This window comes from Psychrobacter glacincola, from assembly GCF_904846075.1.
Lineage (GTDB): Bacteria > Pseudomonadota > Gammaproteobacteria > Pseudomonadales > Moraxellaceae > Psychrobacter > Psychrobacter glacincola_C.
Genome location: NZ_CAJGZH010000001.1, coordinates 313781 through 331590, shown reverse-complemented (window position 1 = coordinate 331590; position 17810 = coordinate 313781). Strand labels below are relative to the sequence as shown.

The window sequence follows — 17810 nt, the reverse complement described above, 5'->3', positions numbered from 1 at the left end:
CATTCTGCTTAAGCCAGTGGCTTGTGTACTGCCATCATGTAATTGACATCGACATTTTGAGCCAGCCAATAACGCTTGGTCAGCGGATTATAATGCAAGCCAATGATATTTTGACGTGTGAATCCAGCGTCAATTGCCATTTTGTCTAATTCGGCTGGCGTAATAAATTTGGCATAATCATGAGTGCCGCGGTCGAGCAAGCGCAATACATACTCTGCCCCAACGATGGCAAATAGGTATGATTTAGGGTTTCGATTGATCGTCGATAGCACGCAAACACCGCCTGGTGCCAATAACTCAAAACAAGCCTGCACAATCGAGCTGGGATCAGGCACATGCTCGAGCATCTCCATGCAAGTCACCACATCGAACTGGCCTGCATGAGTTTTGGCCAATTCTTCTACTGGGATATGCTGATAGCGCAGCGTCTCATGTAAAGCGCTTTGCTCTGCATGCAGCGCTGCCGCTTTTAGATTTTCGGTACCCAAATCAATCCCTGTCACATCCGCACCGCGACGTGCCATAGACTCTGACAATATACCGCCGCCACAGCCGACATCGAGCACTTTTTTTCCAGCCAAGCCAGTTTCAGCCGTTTTATGAATATCTGTATCAGCACTGTCATTTTGATAACTGCGCTTGACGTTTTCTTCTATCCAATTTAGACGCAGTGGATTTATTTCATGCAAAGTCGCAAATGCACCCGTCTTACTCCACCATTCGCTTGCCAACTTATTAAACTTGTCGACTTCGCTAGGATCTACATTAATGGCGGTAGCCGTTGTATCATCAAGACCGCTGTTTGCTTGCTCATTCAAAGAAGGCGAGGAAGATAGAGCTGAGCTCATTGCATTTTTCCTTTATTGTCATTATCGTTATAATCATATACAGTGCACAATTATGTACCTAATATTAGCATGAGAGCGGCAGCTTTGTCGTGAGTACATCGTCACCGATTGTGAATACTCTTAGCAAACGTTCATACTTTCTGTACCGTTTTTTTAGATGATAGATGCTTCAAACAGCTTAAAACCTAAATAATAAAACGCTAAAAAAATTCCAAAAAACACGGTGAAATAAGCCTTAAATAATGGCTCACAGCTTTACAACCATTAGTTAAGAATCGGATTCACAAGCGACCATGTTTTACGTTATTATAGTCGATACGTCACTATAGTTCGATTATACTCGACGCTGTCTCGTTTGGGCACTTTAAAAACCTGTGCGCTATACCCAAAACCATACGATACTAAAACATCTCAACAAACCCTAAGTTTTCACACCTCAAGGATAAAGTATGAAACGTGTCATCACACTGACTGGTCTGGCCATGGCCATTGGACTTGCCACTATGGGCGCACAAGCTGCCGACTATGTCGCCGGAAAAGACTACCGCGTGCTAGACAATCCAGAAAAAATCAGCGGTGATGCTATCATTGTTCGTGAGTTTTTTTGGTATGGTTGCCCACATTGTAACGTTCTTAACCCGCATATGGAAAAATGGGCTAAAAACAAAGACAAAGACGTTGCCTTTTTCAAAACGCCAGCAGCGCTTAACCCTGTCTGGGAAGCCAACGCTCGTGGTTTCTATGCCGCTCAGCTGCTAGGGTTTGAAGACAAGACTCATGACGCGCTATTTGATGCCATTCATAAAGATGGTAAGAAAATCTTTGACCAATCATCATTAAGCAAATGGTATGCATCTAAAGGCGTTAATGAGAAGAAATTCAATAGCCTTTATAATTCATTCGCCGTTGGTACGAAAATTGGTCGTTCACAAGCAGGCGCTAAGCGTTATCAGCTCTCTGGTGTGCCAGCAGTCGTCGTGCAAGGCAAATACGTTGTCACTGGTGAAAGCGCCACTGTACCTAAGGTCGTTGACTATTTGGTTGACAAAGTGCGTGCTGAAAAGAAATAAGTTAAGTACTAATATAAATTAGGTACCGTTATAAATTAGGGACTAGCATTTATCTATAAGTGTCATTTGGACATAAATGCTCTTACCCATAAAAAAGCCAATCACTTGATGATTGGCTTTTTTTATTTGCAGACTACTTTAGTTTATAATTGGAGATATTGTATAAACAGTGGTCAAAGTTATTTAGCCGCTATCACCTTATTATTTTTCTTTTTTCAATTGCGACAAAATAGTGACTTCACGAATATAACTGGCTAAGTCTGCTTTAGACTCTGCCATCAGCTCATCATCTTGGGTATGTTTGGCGTACTCAATCCATAACAGTAATTGATACATACTATTTTGTTCAGATGCTTGGTATTGTTTAACGAACTGCTTAAGCGTCCCTTCATCATTAATATTTAAACGCTCAAACCAACTTTCTATTTTTGAGACTTGTTCTTTAGGGAAAAACGCATCAAATAATGCTTTTACCAATTCGTGGCGGTTTTCTTCACTAATCAGCTTACCAACGCGCTTGGTTTGGCGAATACGAGCATTAGCGCTGGTGATATCGGCCAATGCCATGAGTTCTGCCATAAAATAGTCACTGGCTGGCAGATTTTTGAGTTGCTTTTTCGATAAGCTGGCAAGTGGTATCGACAACTTCTGCAAGCGCTCATGGGCCTTTTTGAGTTCAGTGCGCGAGACGCGCATATCCTGTTCTTTCCAGTCAATCATAAAAGCTTTCCAAAATAATAAATAATAAAATTAACAGGGGCATGTCCTCATTTTAGGAATAGTCATAAAAATGAAGATATGCCCCAGTGTTTACCAATAACTACCAACGATTTTTTTCACGATGTTTCGCCAGCACTTTTATACTTTGCGGCATAACATCGGCAAGACGACGTTGTAAATTATCGGTGATGAATACTGAACGATGCTTACCACCAGTACAGCCAATAGCCACTGTCACTGTATGGCGGTTATTGTGTAAAAATTCGGGTAACCAACGGGTTAAAAACTTATCTATATCATCAGTCATCTCAGCCACTTCTGGATAGTCGGCAAAAAATGCGGCAACTTCCGTGTCTAGACCTGTCGAAGTACGCAATTCAGGATTCCAATGCGGATTCGGCAAAATTCTCACATCAAAGACAAAATCTGCATCAATAGGACTGCCATATTTAAAGCCAAAAGACAGCAGATTAATCACAATCTGATTGTCCACGCCGACATGTTCACGCAAGCTGTCTTTCAATTGATGAATATTCAAATTGCTGGTATCAATTCTGATATCGGCATGACCTGCGATAGGCTCTAACAGCTCCACTTCTTTTTTAATCGCGGCAGGTAGATTAAAAGCAATATGCTTGGCATTATCACTATCGATATCCTGTGACATCAGCGGATGTACGCGGCGTGTCGCATTAAAACGTGCTATCAAAGTACTTTCTTGCGCGGTCACATACACCACTTTGACCGCATGCGCCCCGTATGTTTTTTTTAGGGATGCATGCATCTCTGCAAACTTGGATAGATCCGCTCGCGGTGTTCGAATATCAACACCAAGCGCAATACGACGAATCCCACTTTCATTGACCAGTTTATGCGCAGCATCCGGCAATAAGGATAACGGTAAGTTATCAATAGAATAATATCCTAAATCTTCTAAGAGATTTAATACTGAGGTTTTACCTGAGCCTGAACGCCCTGATACCACTAGGATACTGAGCTTATCGGTTCCTATTTTACACGCTGCCTGCTCAGATTGACTGTTATTTTCACCCTGACTCACATCCATGATTCACCCATTCTAGTCCATTGCATCCTGCAAATTACTATGTCACAACGATTGATCCACCGTCACCAATTGATTGTCTAACAAACGTGCACGTCCTAGCCAAGCAGCGACTAGAATCATCAAATTCTTGTTTTCTGCATTAAAAGTTACAGTATCATTAGTGAGTGACTCTAGCGTATCAGTTTTAATGTCTAAATAATCAATAATGAAGCCAGCATCCGTAATACGCTGATGCGTTTCTGCTAACAACGACTGAACAGCTTGTTGGCTCTGTTCGCCTCTCTCTAACTGCTTTGCTAAATATTGTAGCGCTTGACGAATAACAGGTGCTACCTCACGTTCAGTAGCACTTAAATATTCGTTACGCGATGAGAGTGCCAAACCATCTACAGCGCGGACAATAGGTGCCCCTATAATTTCAATGGGATAACTTAAATCACGTACCAATTGCTTAATAATCGCTAATTGTTGATAATCTTTTTGTCCAAAAACAGCCATATCCGGTTGTACGATATTGAACAGTTTAGAGACGACAATACCAACACCGTCAAAATGCCCAGGGCGTGATTGACCACATAATTGAGTGGTAATAGCACCTGCAAGAACGAAAGTCGGCGGCGGTAAGACAGGGTACATCTCTTCAATACTGGGCGCAAACACATAATCAGTATCGACCGTTGCTAACTTAGCGACATCCTCATCAAGCGTGCGAGGATAACTATCAAAATCCTCTCCCGCGCCAAATTGAGTAGGGTTAACAAAAATACTAACCACCACGATATCAGCATGTTGCTTGGCTATTTTTACTAATTCAAGATGACCGGCATGCAGATTGCCCATCGTTGGCACTAAAGCGATGCGCTGTGGGCCATCTTGATTGTCAGTTTTTTGTCCACGATAAGACTGTAAAGCCGTACGCAATGCGGAGATATGATGATGAATGATTGGCATGGTTAACTATTCTTCTACTGATAATCGTAAAAACTAAAATGTTAGCTAAACTGGTGCTGCTCGGTTGGGAAGCTGCCTTCACGTACTGACTGTTGGTAAAGGGCAAATGCGCCTTCGATACTGCGCGCGCTATTACGTTCATCGGTCAAAAAGTCATGAATAAAGCGCGGGACACGGCCGTGCGTCATACCTAGCATGTCATGCATGACCAACACTTGACCATCCGTATCTGCACCAGCACCAATCCCAATAACTGGCACTGCAACGGCTTCCGTCACTGCTTTTGCAAGCTCAGCAGGTACGCACTCTAACACTAGCAGCGCAGCACCTGCCGCAACGACTGCTTTCGCATCAGTAAGCAATTTATCAGCCGCTTCGTCACCACGACCTTGGATTTTATAACCACCAAACACATTGACTGATTGCGGTGTTAATCCTAAATGCACACAAGTAGGCGTCCCTGCTTGCGCCAAAGTCGTGATTAAATCGCAAAGCTCACTACCACCTTCAATCTTAATCACATGCGCACCCGCCTGCATCAGCTGGCGACTATTGGCAACTGCTTCTGGTAGGGTGACATAACTCATAAATGGTAGGTCAGCCAAAATCAGCGCGTGTCTATTGCTACGGGCAATATTGGCTGTATGATAAGCCATATCATTGACAGTCACAGGTAACGTTGAATCATGACCCTGCACCACCATGCCCAAACTGTCACCGATCAAAATAGTATCAATCTCTGCTTTTTCCATCATGCGTGCAAACATCGAGTCATAGCACGTCAAACAAGTAAATTTGGTGCCGTCTTTTTTAAATTTATTTAGCGTAGATAACGTCGTCATATGACCCTCGATTAATCTGAAAATACTCTTGTCTGCAATACTTTTAATTGTCTCGAATTACTGTTCTGCTGGTGATTAAAAATTTAGCAGTGACTTAATAATAATTTTAAATCTTTCCAATCCGTACTTTGTGGATAATCATCTATTGGCTTATCAGCAATCGTTACTTCTGGTGCTAACTCTCGTAGCGGTATCAAAACAAAATTACGCTCAGTTAATCCAGCGTGCGGTACGGTTAATTGTGGCTCAGTGATTTGCGCCTCACCGTATAACAAAATATCGACATCCAAACTACGCTCACCCCAACGCCGTATTCGTGCACGCTTAGCCTCTTTTTCTAACTGTTGACAGTAAGCAAGCAACTCAAAAGGCAGCAATATCGTCTCAAACCCAGCGACGGCATTAACAAAATCAGGCTGATCTTGCGGCCCCATAGGCGCTGAAGCGTAAAACGAAGAAACTCGAACCGCACGTATTTGCTTATGCTCTTGCATCGCTGCGATTGCCTGCTGCAAATGTTCTACCGGTGCACCCAAGTCGTTAGACAAATTGCTACCCAAACCTACGTAGCAGGTTACCCAATTCGCGTTGCCCGCATCATTAGTAATATTAGACATTGTCAGTACTAGGCTGGCGACGGCGACGTTTCGATGGGATAGGGCCTTTATTGTCATTCACACTACTCATACCAACATTGCCGTTAACAGCTTGGCTGGTTTTAGCAGACTTTGCTTCTGTCGTTTTGGCTGGTTTTTTAGCACTTGCAGGTGTCGTAACCTTCGCTACTTTTTTGCGCTCAACCGTTTTTTTAGTCGGAACATCTGTTTTATCAGTAGGCTGGGCTGCTGGCTTAGGTGCTTTTTTTGCATACTTTGCTGCAGCTTTAACATCGTTGTTAGTCGTTACTTGCATCTCTGTGTTACTAGCAAGATTTATACTCTCTACACTCGGCTGACGACGGCGACGCTTATGCGGTATCGGCTCGTTATTCATACTGACGAGCGCAGGCGATCTTGCTACCGAACGAACCACAGATGAAGGCATAACCTCTGACTGTGTTGCTTTTGGCTGCTGAGCTTGATTTGAGCGATCAGGCTTACTGTCAGCCTTACTATAAGAGTTAGCATCAGAACTGGCATCCTGATTTTTTAGTGCCTTCTCAGCCGATACATTCTTATGGGCAGCTTTTTTCTGCGCTGTCCCTTGACGACTATCAGGCTTATCGCCATTTGATAGCTGCTTCTGTAATGGCGGCACGACTTTTTCATGCTCGATGACAAAGAGTGGTGCAGGCTTGGAATGATGGCGTTTATTTGCCGCTTGGTTGCTGCTATTGGCAAGGGATAGCTGTCGTAACTGAGCAAGCTCATGGCTGTCTTGATTTGCTTGCTGTGATTTCTGACCTTTATTTGTATTGCCACCAGATTGTTTAACAGAGGCTGATTGACTGACAGCGCGGCGACGGCGTGCTGGAATATTTGACGGGTCATTTACCATATTCTGATCATTCCTACCCTGCTCAGCAGTATCATTGGCTTTGCTGTGCTTGATATTTTTTTGATGAAATATTGAGTGATCGATGCTATTTGACTCTGAATTTTGATGATTACGCCCACGACCACGCTGCGCTTGTTGCCCTTTTTTATAGGCACCGCGACGAATATTTTCATCAAAATCATCAATGGCTTGCTGCTGCTCTCGTTCAGACAATGTCTGATAGGTCTGCCACCAATCGCCCATACCATTGGTCGACTCTGATAACGGATGCTCAGCATCACCGCATTGCTCACGCAATAACAAAAAGTCAAAACCTGCGCGAAAGCGTGGATGCTCAGAGAGTTGAACGATTTGTTTGCTACGCGGGGCTGCAAGTCTTGGCTGCAATATCCAGATATCACGGATAAACTGCTCTGCAAATTTAGGAATCGCGGTCTTGATACGTTGACGATCAATCACTTTACCAGCGGCGTGCATTTGCGCTTCAGCAAATGGCATATTGCGCTTCTTGGCTTTTGCCAACTGATGCAGATAGTTTTCCCATAATAGCGCAGCATAAAAGAACGCCGGATTGATACTTTTGCCCGCAGCAATACGTTTGTCGGTATTAATAGCGACTTGATTGACCAGTGCACTTGGCTCAGATGGTGGGTAGATGATTAAGCTATCAATCGCCCCCGACTCAAACAATAGCGGCAATAATGGCACCAGATAACCACCGGTAAACATCTTTTGCGTCTCATCATAGAGACGATGCGGGGATATTTGCTCAAGCAATGCCCAGTTGCCATCATGAAACTGATCGGCTAACTCGTCATCAAATTCAAAACCGAGTTTGGCTTTGAAACGTAAAGCACGCAACAAACGTACTGGATCTTCTTCGATACGCACTGGCGCATGGCCGAGCAGACGAATGATCTTATTATCAATATCGTCAAGCGCACCGCAAAAATCATGAACCACACCTTTAAGCGGTTGATAATAAAGCGCATTAATAGAAAAATCGCGACGAGAGAAGTCTTGTTTGATATCACCCCAAACATTATCACGCAGGATCATACCGTCTTGATTGGTATTAGCATCATTGATTGGTGGACCACGGAAGGTAGCAACCTCAATCAACTCACGGCCTGAATACACGTGCGCCAACTGAAAGCGACGACCGATAATGCGGCAGCGCTTGCCAAAGACGTCTTTGATCTCATGCGGCTTGGCATCAGTGACAGCGTCAAAGTCTTTTGGACGTAAACCCAATAAGGTATCACGCACGCCGCCACCGACGATATAGGCATCAAACCCAGCTCGGTTTAAGGTGGCAATCACTTCAGTAATGGAATTGGGTAATTCAGATTTATTCAGTTCTAACTGCTTGGCGGCACGCTCGGCCATGCATCTACTCCTCGCCGGTATTCTTTAACCACCCCTGATGAACACAGCGTTTATCAGGCGGATGTACCTGCTAGTTTAACAAATTTTGCGCCTAGTAGGTGTGTTATGACTGATACTTACGTGCTATTTTGTCAATATTGGGGTTAATTAAAGCAAAATACTGCCCTTAATCTTGTACGCGTAAACGTCCTCGATTTTTCTCAACCGTTTTTGCACCAATACCTTTGACCTTTGCTAACTCATCCACTGTCTTAAAATCACCAAACATCTCACGATATAAAATAATCGCTTGGGCTTTGCTGCTGCCGATACCATCTAGCGAAACTAGCTCGCCTTCACTAGCACGATTGATATTTACAGTGGCTTGGTCACGTACTTGTATTTTGGCACTTTCTTGCGCCAATAGATATTCATAAGCCCTTTGAGGATTATCAAAACAAGGCGCAGCTTGAACACTGTTCAACATAAAAACCGCCAATATTAGACTGAAAACAGCCATATTGACCAAGCTAACAAACGAGGCCGTATGATAAGCGTTCATGACGATCGTTCATGTTGTTTCGCCGCTTCCCATAACGCATCCATCTCGTTAATATCACTATCCTCTAAACGCTTGCCAGCCGCAGCTAACTGTTCTTCAATATAACCAAAACGTGATTTGAATTTATGCACACACGTTAAAGTGGCTGCTTCTGCATCAAGATTGAGTTTACGCGCCACATTCACCAGCGCAAACATACAATCACCCAGCTCTTTTTCAATATCGCTAATATTGGCTTTGCTTATGTCATATTCAGCAGCATCTTTTGATTTATCTATCAATTCAGCCTTTAACTCGGCAATCTCTTCATCTAGCTTATCAAAAGCACCGCCAACGCCTTCCCAGTCAAACCCTAACTTTGACGCCTGTTTTTGTACATCTTGCGCTTGCATAAGCGCACTGCCCACTTTGGTATTGTCTAAACGACGTTTTGGTTTGCCTCGTGCCTCGCGCGCTTGCTGCTCTTCCGTTTTAATCTCATCCCAACGAGCTTTTACCGCCGTGTCATCTTCAAGGGTTTCAGCCTCAAATACATGCGGGTGACGACGAATGAGCTTTTCTTGTAAAGTAGCTATAACATCGCTCATATTAAAGCGACCTTGCTCCGCATACATCTGACAATGAAACACCACTTGCAGCAGTACATCGCCTAGCTCGCCTTTGATATCCTCATCGTCATTACTTTGTACCGCTTCGCCTAGCTCATAAGCTTCTTCGATGGCATAAGGAATAAGGCTGTGATTGGTTTGCTTTTTATCCCACGGACAGTCAACACGTAGCCGTGCCATCAAAGCCAATAAATCGTCTAATTCACCACTAGCAGTTGGCGTTCCTTGTGCTGGCGTAGGCGCTACTATTTTATTGTCGAGAGTATTCATAAGGGAGGCTCTTATATTTTTGCTTATCGTTCAATTTAGCAGTTAGTGTATCATTGAACCTTGATTGGCTTATAATTGTGCTATCTATTTTATTATTTTACCACTGCACACGCGCAAGGAATTTTATCATTATGTCTACGTCTGCGACCATTCGTTATCAGCCAGAAACTGCATTTAATCCCATTCTTATTGATTCATTTAAAGCTTATGATATTCGCGGCGAGCTTGGGGTAAATCTAAACGAAGCCATTGCTTACCGTATTGGTCGTGCTTTTGCACAGATTTTATTTCAGCGTTATGGTACGGCGGTTGAGGTTCATGACAATGATATGGTAAATCTAAAACCTGCCATCGTTATTGGTAGTGACATTCGCCATTCAAGCGAGCAATTAAAACAAGCGACCATCGCTGGTATTGTAGATGCTGGTGTCAATGTGATTGACTTGGGCATGAGCGGTACAGAAGAGGTCTATTTTGCCACCAGTTATTATCAGGCATTGGGTGGTATTGAGGTCACAGCCAGCCATAATCCTATTAACTATAATGGCTTAAAATTGGTTAAGGAACATTCAAAGCCGATCAGTGGCGATGATGGTTTGGCAGAGATTCAAGCATTGGCAGAGTCTGGGCAATTCATCACTAAAAACCGATCAGGAACGTTGCAATTATTAAGTGATAAAAGCGCTTATATCAATCATGTCATGACTTTTATTGATACCGATAAGCTCAAATCGCTTAAATTAGTGATTAACTCAGGCAATGGCAGTGCGGGACCCGTAGTTGACTTATTGATTGAAAAGCTTGCACAAGCTGGTTCGCCAATTGAAGTGATTAAACTGCATCATACACCAGATGGTAGCTTCCCCAATGGCATCCCCAACCCTATGATTGAAGCCAATCGAGTGGCGACTCAGCAAGCTGTTTTGGAAAACAAAGCAGACCTTGGTATTGCCTTTGATGGTGATTTTGACCGCTGCTTTTTATTCGATGAACATGGTGAATTTATTGATGGCAGTTACATCGTTGGCATGCTCGCCCAAGCATTTTTGAATAAGCATCAACACCAAGGGCAGAATGAGTCAATCGTCTACGATCCACGTGTCATTTACAATACTGAAGCCGTGATTAAAGAACATAACGGTAAGGCTGTCATCAGTAAATCTGGACATTCATTTATTAAGCAAGTCATGCGTGACTCTGGCGCTGTTTATGGCGGCGAGATGTCTGCCCACCACTATTTCCGTGACTTCTTCTATTGCGATAGCGGCATGATCCCTTGGTTATTAACCATTGAGCTGTTGTCTGTCACTGGTAAGACTTTATCAGAATTGGTCAGCGGTTATATTGCAGCCTATCCAAGTTCAGGCGAGCTTAATTTTCGTCTCACCACTCATGATGCGCCGACGATTATTAGCGCTATTGAGGAAAAATTTAGCAGCGAAAATCCGACCAAATCAACTCTTGATGGCTTAAGTCTTAACTTTGGCGAATGGCGCTTTAATCTGCGAGCCTCCAATACCGAACCACTTATCAGATTAAACATTGAAAGTCGTGGCAATGAAGAATTATTAGCTATTAAAATTCGAGAGATTCAACAGTGGCTAGCAGCGCAAGGTGCTATACCAGCGTAAACGAATACGATTTAATATGGGTGATTTCGATTAAAAATCAAAAAAAAGCTCGCTGATAATTATCAACGAGCTTTTTTAGCAACAGAAAAACTTGAATAACGCTATTTAGACCGACCAATGCCCATATAGTCACCTACCAGACTATCGATCTGCAATCGTGTCAGTGCATTTTGCGCATCAAATACTGGCATCGCGTGTTGATTAAGCTTGGCAATATCTAGTTGATCTTGTGGCAACCAACTAATGATAAAAATCGCCTGTGCGGCACTTAGCTGCTGATAAGGATTATTAATCAATTGCAGTAATGATTGCTGCTGATAAAGCATGGCAATCTCATCTTGTGCTTTGTCGCTATACACCAAAGTACGAATATTATAAGACCATAATAACGCTAGTAATGGATGTATGGCTGAGCCTGCGGTACGTCCTGAGCCTGATTTATAACTACCGCCCCAAATCATCACCGTTTTATTGTCAATAAAGCCATCAAAATATTGCCAAAATTTGCGGAATATCAGCTCTTTTTGATCTTCGTTAATGTGCATGACTGACTGCAACAGCGGCATATTTAAACTGTGCGTTTGGCTGGACTGCTGTAATTTCGCCAATTCAGTGGGTAGTGTGTTACCACCAAAGCCCCAGCCTGCTTGCAGATAACTGCTGCCGACACGCGCATCTAGCCCCATGATACGACTGACTTGCTTGATATCTACCTGTTGACTGTCCGCCAAGCGTGACATCTCATTCATAAAACTCACTCGCGTCGCCAGCATCGCCATGATACTGCTACGGGCAAACTCTATCGTTGCGATATCAGCGTGATGAGCGGCACGCGCATGCTGCATTAACGGCTTCAATACTACTAGATGCTGGCTACTGTTGGCTGTTTTTTCACCAAGCAACCACAGTGAGGGATTTAACATTGAGCTATAAGCATCACCATCTTGCAAGAATACAAACGGCACATAGTAGACCCACGCGCGCTGCAAATTTTGCGCCAGTGCTGAGACAACCCCTAGTTTCTCAATGCCACTTATAATCACGGGTAGCGAGTGCTGATGGCTATGGTTGAAAGCGGTAATCCAGCTGGCTTCTGCCCATACTGGCTTGATACTGTCTAAAAATAACCAATAAAGCGCAACGGTGCTTTGGTCGTCAATTTTACTAATCTTATTGCTCTCATTGGTGTGACGACTGTCACTAAAATTTGTCGTTTCATAATATTGTATTAACGTGTCAGCGCTAGCCGGTAATGCTGTACTAATTATAACCTGCTGCTGCTCATACATCTGCCACAGTGCTTGCAAATGATGCTCAAAGCCATATTGTTGTATTTGCTGCGTCAATAGCTCAATATCTGCATAAAGATGCACGCGCTGACCTAGACTTGCCAGCACCACGGCGCTAGTAATGGCCTCAATGCTATGACCAATAAGCACACAAACTTGCTTGCTTGCAGTGCTTTGTGATTTAGATTCATGCGTATATTTAGGTGTATTGTCATTTATAGAAACAGCGCTCATGCGTTCACCTTTAATGATTATCGACTTAGTAGCAAAGCAATCAAGATAGCTGCTGAATATGTTTTAACAGCTGGTTAGTGGAGCTGTCAAACTGACTCTCACCTGCTTGCTGCATGGCTTGATGTACGGACTCCGCCATTTGCTTGCCCATCTCGACGCCCCATTGATCAAACGGATTAATATCCCAAATGCTGGCCATGACATAGACTTTATGCTCATAAAGCGCAATCAGTGCTCCCAAACTGTGCGGCGTTAGCTCGTCGATAAGTAGCGTGGTTGACGGCTGATTGCCACGGTAATATTTATACTTATCCGCAGCAGAAGCCACTTGAACCTCAGACTCTTGAAGCGCGGCATTACCAAAAGCCAGCACTCGGCTCTGTGCTAGACAATTGGCTAAAGACAGCTCATGCTGCTGCTGTAGTGGCGCGTTTTGCGATTGACCACTATAGCGACGCACACAAGCGATAAAGTCACAAGACACCTGCTGTGTGCCTTGATGTAGCAACTGATAAAAGGCATGCTGCGCATTGGAGCCAATCTCGCCCCATAAAATTGGGCAAGTATCATAATCAATATGATCACCGTGTTGGGTGACCGACTTACCATTACTCTCCATCTCAAGCTGGGTTAAATAGCTTGGTAAATAGCTAAGACGACCATCATAGGGCAATACGGTATGAGCATTTACCTGTAAAAAGGTACTGTTCCAAACAGCAAGCAAACCCAACAATACTGGTAAATTTTCTGCAAAATCAGCCTGAGCAAAATGCTCATCCATACTATGGGCACCGCTTAACAATTCTTTAAACCCAACCATGCCAATACGAATGGCAATCGCCAATCCTATCGCTGACCATAAAGAAAAACGCCCACCAACCCATTCCCAAAGCTGTAGCTGATGCTCAGGATGAATACCCCACGCACTCATTTTTTCACTGTTAGCGGAGATACCAATAAAGTGGCGGCGTAGCACACTATCTTCCGTACCAGCGCGCAGCTTGGCGGTGGCAAGCAACCATGACAATGCCGTTTTAGCATTAGATAACGTGTCAACCGTGCCAAATGACTTGGACGAGATGATAAACAAGGTCGTTTCAGGATTTAGGTGCTTGAGCAAGTTATCAAGCTGAGTGCCGTCCATATTAGAGACGAAATGTACTTCAATGTCGGTATCTGCCCACTCATCTAGCGCGGTCGTCGCCATAAGCGGCCCAAGGTCAGAGCCACCAACGCCAATATTGACCACATCCGTGATGGCTTTACCAGAAAATCCGCGCCATGTACCACTACGGACACGTTCAGATAAACGTGCTACTTGCGACAGACTATCATGCACATCAGCGACGACGTTTTGCCCATCAACGTCTAGTTTGGCAGACTCTGGCAATCGTAGTGCTGTATGCAAGGCAGCACGCTCCTCGCTGGTATTGACCATCGCACCTTGCAGAAGTGCATCAATCCTTGTGGACAATTCACAGCTTTCTGCTAGCTGCAACAGATTTGCCAGCACCTGCTCATCGATACATTGCTTGCTATAGTCCATATATAGCGCGCCAGCTTGCATGCTAAAGCGCGTTGCACGACTGTCATCTTGCGCAAACAAGGCTGCCAATGACCATGGCTGCTTTGCTAGCGTTTGTAGCTGCTGCCAGTATGTAGAGTTACGAGCACTGTTATAAGCGCTATTGCCTTTTATCTCAGCCATCAGCTATTCATCTTCTGCTAATTGCTGCTCGGCAAAATAGATAAATGCTTGCATATATGAGCGCATATCGCCTGCATCATAGCTGTCGCCGCGCATGGTCGTGACATTCACACCGTATTCACTAATCAAGGCATCAATGGCATCGGTCAGCTGAATTTCACCACCGACCGAGGCTTTGGTATTGGCCAGATAGTCAAAAATGTGATTGCTAAAGACATAACGACCAACGACTGCTAACTTAGAAGGAGCATCGGCTAAGTTGGGCTTTTCTACAAATCCTGCCACTTTAAAGCTGGCATTTATATTTGCTTTATCATCTTCCCTATTCACTTCACTAAACGCTTCATTCAATTTGGCAATACCATACTTATGCACATCTTCATCAGCGACTTTATTAACCAATATCTGTGAATGGTTATCTTCAGCAAAAGCATCAATCATAAAGGCTAAGTTATCAGCAGCCATATCGCCCGTAAAAGGATCAAGCACAACATCGGGCAATAATACGGCAAAATCATGCTCACCAATAATGGGGCGAGCCGCGAGTACCGCATGACCTAAACCTAACGCCTTGCCTTGACGTATCATCGAAACCGTCACATCGTCTGGCAGCCAGTTTAAGCTATCGGCTAGCTCATCTTTACCTTTATGACGCAGCTGGTTGTCCAGCTCAGCATTGATATCGAAGTAGTTTTCAATCGCGCTCTTTTGTACATGACCAACCAAGACAATATGCTTAATACCAGCAGCAATTGCCTCTTCAACCACATAGTGAATAGCGGGACGATTACCAAGTGGCAATAGCTCTTTTGGCACAGATTTAGACAATGGCAACATACGGGTACCAAAGCCTGCAACAGGGATAACGGCGTGGGTGATTTTTTTCATAATTTTTAAACTGTATTAAAAGAGAATAAGATAAAGGTTATATTTTATAAAAACTAAGCTAGATTATAGCCATTCGGATTCATGCTTTGCCAGCGCCAGCTATCTTGGCACATCTCAGTAATTGATAATTTTGCTTGCCACTCTAACAGGTTTTTCGCTTTATCAGCACTCGCGTAGCAGCTGGCTATGTCACCTGCGCGGCGGTCTGCAAATTGATAAGGAATTGGTTGTCCAGAAACGTTAGAAAATGCCGTTACTAGCTCTAAGACAGAAGTACCTTTACCAGTGCCTAAGTTAATGGGTAAAAATCCTACTGGTGCCACTTGTCGCTCTAAATAATTTAACGCAGCAACGTGACCTTGCGCCAGATCTGTGACATGGATAAAATCACGCACGCCAGTACCATCAATAGTTGGATAGTCATTACCAAAAATATTAAGTTTGGCAAGCTTACCAACAGCGACTTGCGAGATATAAGGCATCAAATTATTTGGAATATCATTAGGGTCTTCGCCAATCTGCCCTGATGGATGCGCCCCTACTGGATTAAAGTATCTCAAAGGGATGAGATTCCAACTGTCATCGGATACGGCAAGGTCTTCTAATATGTGCTCGACCGTCAGTTTACTTTGTCCATAAGGATTGGTACAAGAACGCAGTGAATTCTCGTCAATAGGTAGCGTTTCGGGATCACCATAAACAGTCGCAGAGGAAGAAAAAACGAGGTTTTTGACATCATACTCAGCCATCACTTGTAGTAAGGTAATGGTGCCGCTGACGTTGTTATTGTAGTATAGCAATGGCTTGGCAACAGATTCACCAACTGCTTTTAGTCCAGCGAAGTGAATCACGCCGAAGAAATGATGAGATGAAAATACTTGTCTCAACATTTCAGCATCGCGAATATCGCCTTTGATAAACTCAATAGGCTGACCAATGAGAGCCGAGACACGATTGATGGCTTCACGACTACTATTAGATAAGTTGTCGTAAACTACAATCTCATAGCCAGCTTCATGCAAGGCGATACAGGTATGTGTGCCAATATAGCCCGCACCGCCCGTGACTAGTATCTTGTTTTTCATAATATCGACCTATTATTTTTTAAAGCTATTATTTTTCGAAGTAGATATTCGTTTTTACTCGTAAATGCAACTATACTGGGAACGATAAAACATTGCCAACGTAAATGCCCAAATCATGCCTATCTGCTCTTCCGCTATCAATCTAAGCCAGCCAACATATTATGAAATTTAACGCTTACATCCAACCGCTACTATTCGGTTATTATAAACATAATCGTCAGCCAAAACAGCGTTTGGCGTTAGTCGTTGGTATGCTGCCATGGCAAGACTTGGTTGGTGACTGGGTATTGGAGTCATCACATGTTCAAATACAACGACATTTTGATAAGCGTTACTTTGCTACGTGGTTAAAGCCATTTATTAAGCGTGTAAACCCTGTTATCTATATTTGGGGTTATAAAGCGCCTGAGTATTTTATTGATTATATCCGCAAGCAAGGTCTAGATATTTTCTTTTTAGAAGACGGATTCATTCGTTCTGGCTCTGATGATGAATCAGGCGCTCCACCATTGTCTATTGTAATGGATAGCCAAGCGCCCTACTTCGATACCACTCGCCCAAATGACTTAACTGACCTCATAGCAAACTTTGATTTTGAACAGGATGGCTATGATAAGACATTGGCTCAAGAGATACTTGATTATTATGTGTCACATCGCGTGAGCAAATACAATCATCAGCCTTATGTCGATATAGCACCAATATATGGCGTTAAAGATAAAAAGCGTATTTTGGTATTAGGTCAAGTGCCGCATGATGATTCATTAAAGTACGGCGGCGGCATTGGTATTACATTGCTTGATGTGGTCAATCAGGCAATTGCAGAAAATCCTGATGCACAAATTATAGTCAAACCACATCCAATGACGCTTGATGATCACTCTATCGTTGATGAACTCACTGAGCTAGATTGCCTAATCCTTAACCAGTCTATTCATTTGGTCGACGCGTTAGAGACAGTCGATCACGTATATACGATTACGTCTTTGGGTGGATTTGAGGCGTTGTTAAGAGGCAAAAAGGTCACCGTATTAGGGCGACCTTTTTATTACGGCTTATGCTCTGATGATATAAAATCAAACACACCGTTACTTTCTCAGCTATTTTATATCTGCTATTATGCCTACAATCTTAATTATCACTAAAGTAGCCAAACACTCTTATCTAATTAAT

The 17810-nt window shown here is 43.4% G+C and carries 16 protein-coding genes; 3 read left to right on the top strand and 13 right to left on the bottom strand.

Going from position 1 to position 17810, the window contains the following annotated elements; translation table 11 throughout:
* Positions 1-8 precede the first annotated feature (8 nt).
* Positions 9-848, bottom strand: a complete 840-nt coding sequence (ubiG, locus tag JMW85_RS01455) for a bifunctional 2-polyprenyl-6-hydroxyphenol methylase/3-demethylubiquinol 3-O-methyltransferase UbiG (RefSeq protein ID WP_201580730.1) — start codon at positions 846-848, stop codon at positions 9-11.
* A gap of 449 nt (positions 849-1297) precedes the next feature.
* On the opposite strand from ubiG, the gene JMW85_RS01450 reads away from it, so the two are divergent.
* Complete coding sequence (locus JMW85_RS01450) at positions 1298-1918, top strand: thiol:disulfide interchange protein DsbA/DsbL (RefSeq protein WP_045443155.1); 621 nt, start codon at positions 1298-1300, stop codon at positions 1916-1918.
* A 201-nt stretch (positions 1919-2119) separates the two neighbouring features.
* Here the strand turns inward: JMW85_RS01450 and yjgA are convergent, their stop codons facing one another.
* From yjgA to mazG, 8 genes are all read right to left on the bottom strand, one after another.
* Positions 2120-2638 carry a ribosome biogenesis factor YjgA gene (gene yjgA / locus JMW85_RS01445; RefSeq protein ID WP_045443152.1) on the bottom strand — a complete coding sequence of 173 codons (519 nt, stop codon included), beginning with the start codon at positions 2636-2638 and terminating at the stop codon, positions 2120-2122.
* 100 nt (positions 2639-2738) lie between these two features.
* Entirely contained in the window at positions 2739-3704 is a 966-nt protein-coding gene (rapZ, locus tag JMW85_RS01440; RefSeq protein ID WP_201580729.1) for an RNase adapter RapZ, read from the bottom strand.
* Between the two features lie 42 nt (positions 3705-3746).
* Positions 3747-4655: a pantoate--beta-alanine ligase gene (gene panC, locus JMW85_RS01435; RefSeq protein WP_201580728.1), complete on the bottom strand. Its 909-nt coding sequence runs from the start codon at positions 4653-4655 to the stop codon at positions 3747-3749.
* A 41-nt stretch (positions 4656-4696) separates the two neighbouring features.
* The gene (panB, locus tag JMW85_RS01430; protein ID WP_201580727.1) at positions 4697-5497 is read right to left on the bottom strand and encodes a 3-methyl-2-oxobutanoate hydroxymethyltransferase; all 801 of its coding nucleotides are present in this window, start codon (positions 5495-5497) and stop codon (positions 4697-4699) included.
* Between the two features lie 83 nt (positions 5498-5580).
* Positions 5581-6114: a 2-amino-4-hydroxy-6-hydroxymethyldihydropteridine diphosphokinase gene (gene folK / locus JMW85_RS01425; RefSeq protein ID WP_201580726.1), complete on the bottom strand. Its 534-nt coding sequence runs from the start codon at positions 6112-6114 to the stop codon at positions 5581-5583.
* Entirely contained in the window at positions 6107-8383 is a 2277-nt protein-coding gene (gene pcnB, locus JMW85_RS01420) for a polynucleotide adenylyltransferase PcnB (protein ID WP_201580725.1), read from the bottom strand. The genes folK and pcnB overlap by 8 nt, the downstream gene beginning before the upstream one ends.
* 166 nt (positions 8384-8549) lie before the next feature.
* Positions 8550-8849: a ComEA family DNA-binding protein gene (locus tag JMW85_RS01415; RefSeq protein ID WP_227676043.1), complete on the bottom strand. Its 300-nt coding sequence runs from the start codon at positions 8847-8849 to the stop codon at positions 8550-8552.
* A 71-nt stretch (positions 8850-8920) separates the two neighbouring features.
* Positions 8921-9802: a nucleoside triphosphate pyrophosphohydrolase gene (gene mazG / locus JMW85_RS01410; protein ID WP_201580724.1), complete on the bottom strand. Its 882-nt coding sequence runs from the start codon at positions 9800-9802 to the stop codon at positions 8921-8923.
* Positions 9803-9933: 131 nt separating this feature from the next.
* Between mazG and JMW85_RS01405 the strand changes: the two genes are divergently transcribed.
* Complete coding sequence (locus tag JMW85_RS01405) at positions 9934-11433, top strand: phosphomannomutase CpsG (RefSeq protein WP_227681632.1); 1500 nt, start codon at positions 9934-9936, stop codon at positions 11431-11433.
* A 101-nt stretch (positions 11434-11534) separates the two neighbouring features.
* Here the strand turns inward: JMW85_RS01405 and JMW85_RS01400 are convergent, their stop codons facing one another.
* The 4 genes from JMW85_RS01400 to galE are packed head-to-tail and all read right to left on the bottom strand — an operon-like array spanning position 11535 to position 16637.
* Entirely contained in the window at positions 11535-12956 is a 1422-nt protein-coding gene (locus JMW85_RS01400) for a UDP-glucose/GDP-mannose dehydrogenase family protein (protein ID WP_201580723.1), read from the bottom strand.
* Between the two features lie 40 nt (positions 12957-12996).
* Positions 12997-14664, bottom strand: a complete 1668-nt coding sequence (gene pgi / locus JMW85_RS01395; RefSeq protein ID WP_201580722.1) for a glucose-6-phosphate isomerase — start codon at positions 14662-14664, stop codon at positions 12997-12999.
* 3 nt (positions 14665-14667) lie between these two features.
* Complete coding sequence (locus JMW85_RS01390; protein ID WP_201580721.1) at positions 14668-15552, bottom strand: UTP--glucose-1-phosphate uridylyltransferase; 885 nt, start codon at positions 15550-15552, stop codon at positions 14668-14670.
* A gap of 53 nt (positions 15553-15605) precedes the next feature.
* A complete protein-coding gene (gene galE / locus JMW85_RS01385) occupies positions 15606-16637 on the bottom strand; it encodes a UDP-glucose 4-epimerase GalE (RefSeq protein WP_201580720.1) in 1032 nt (343 codons plus the stop codon).
* A gap of 161 nt (positions 16638-16798) precedes the next feature.
* Here galE and JMW85_RS01380 point away from each other — a divergent pair, with 161 nt between their 5' ends.
* A complete protein-coding gene (locus JMW85_RS01380) occupies positions 16799-17782 on the top strand; it encodes a capsular polysaccharide export protein, LipB/KpsS family (RefSeq protein ID WP_201580719.1) in 984 nt (327 codons plus the stop codon).
* Positions 17783-17810: the final 28 nt, after the last annotated feature.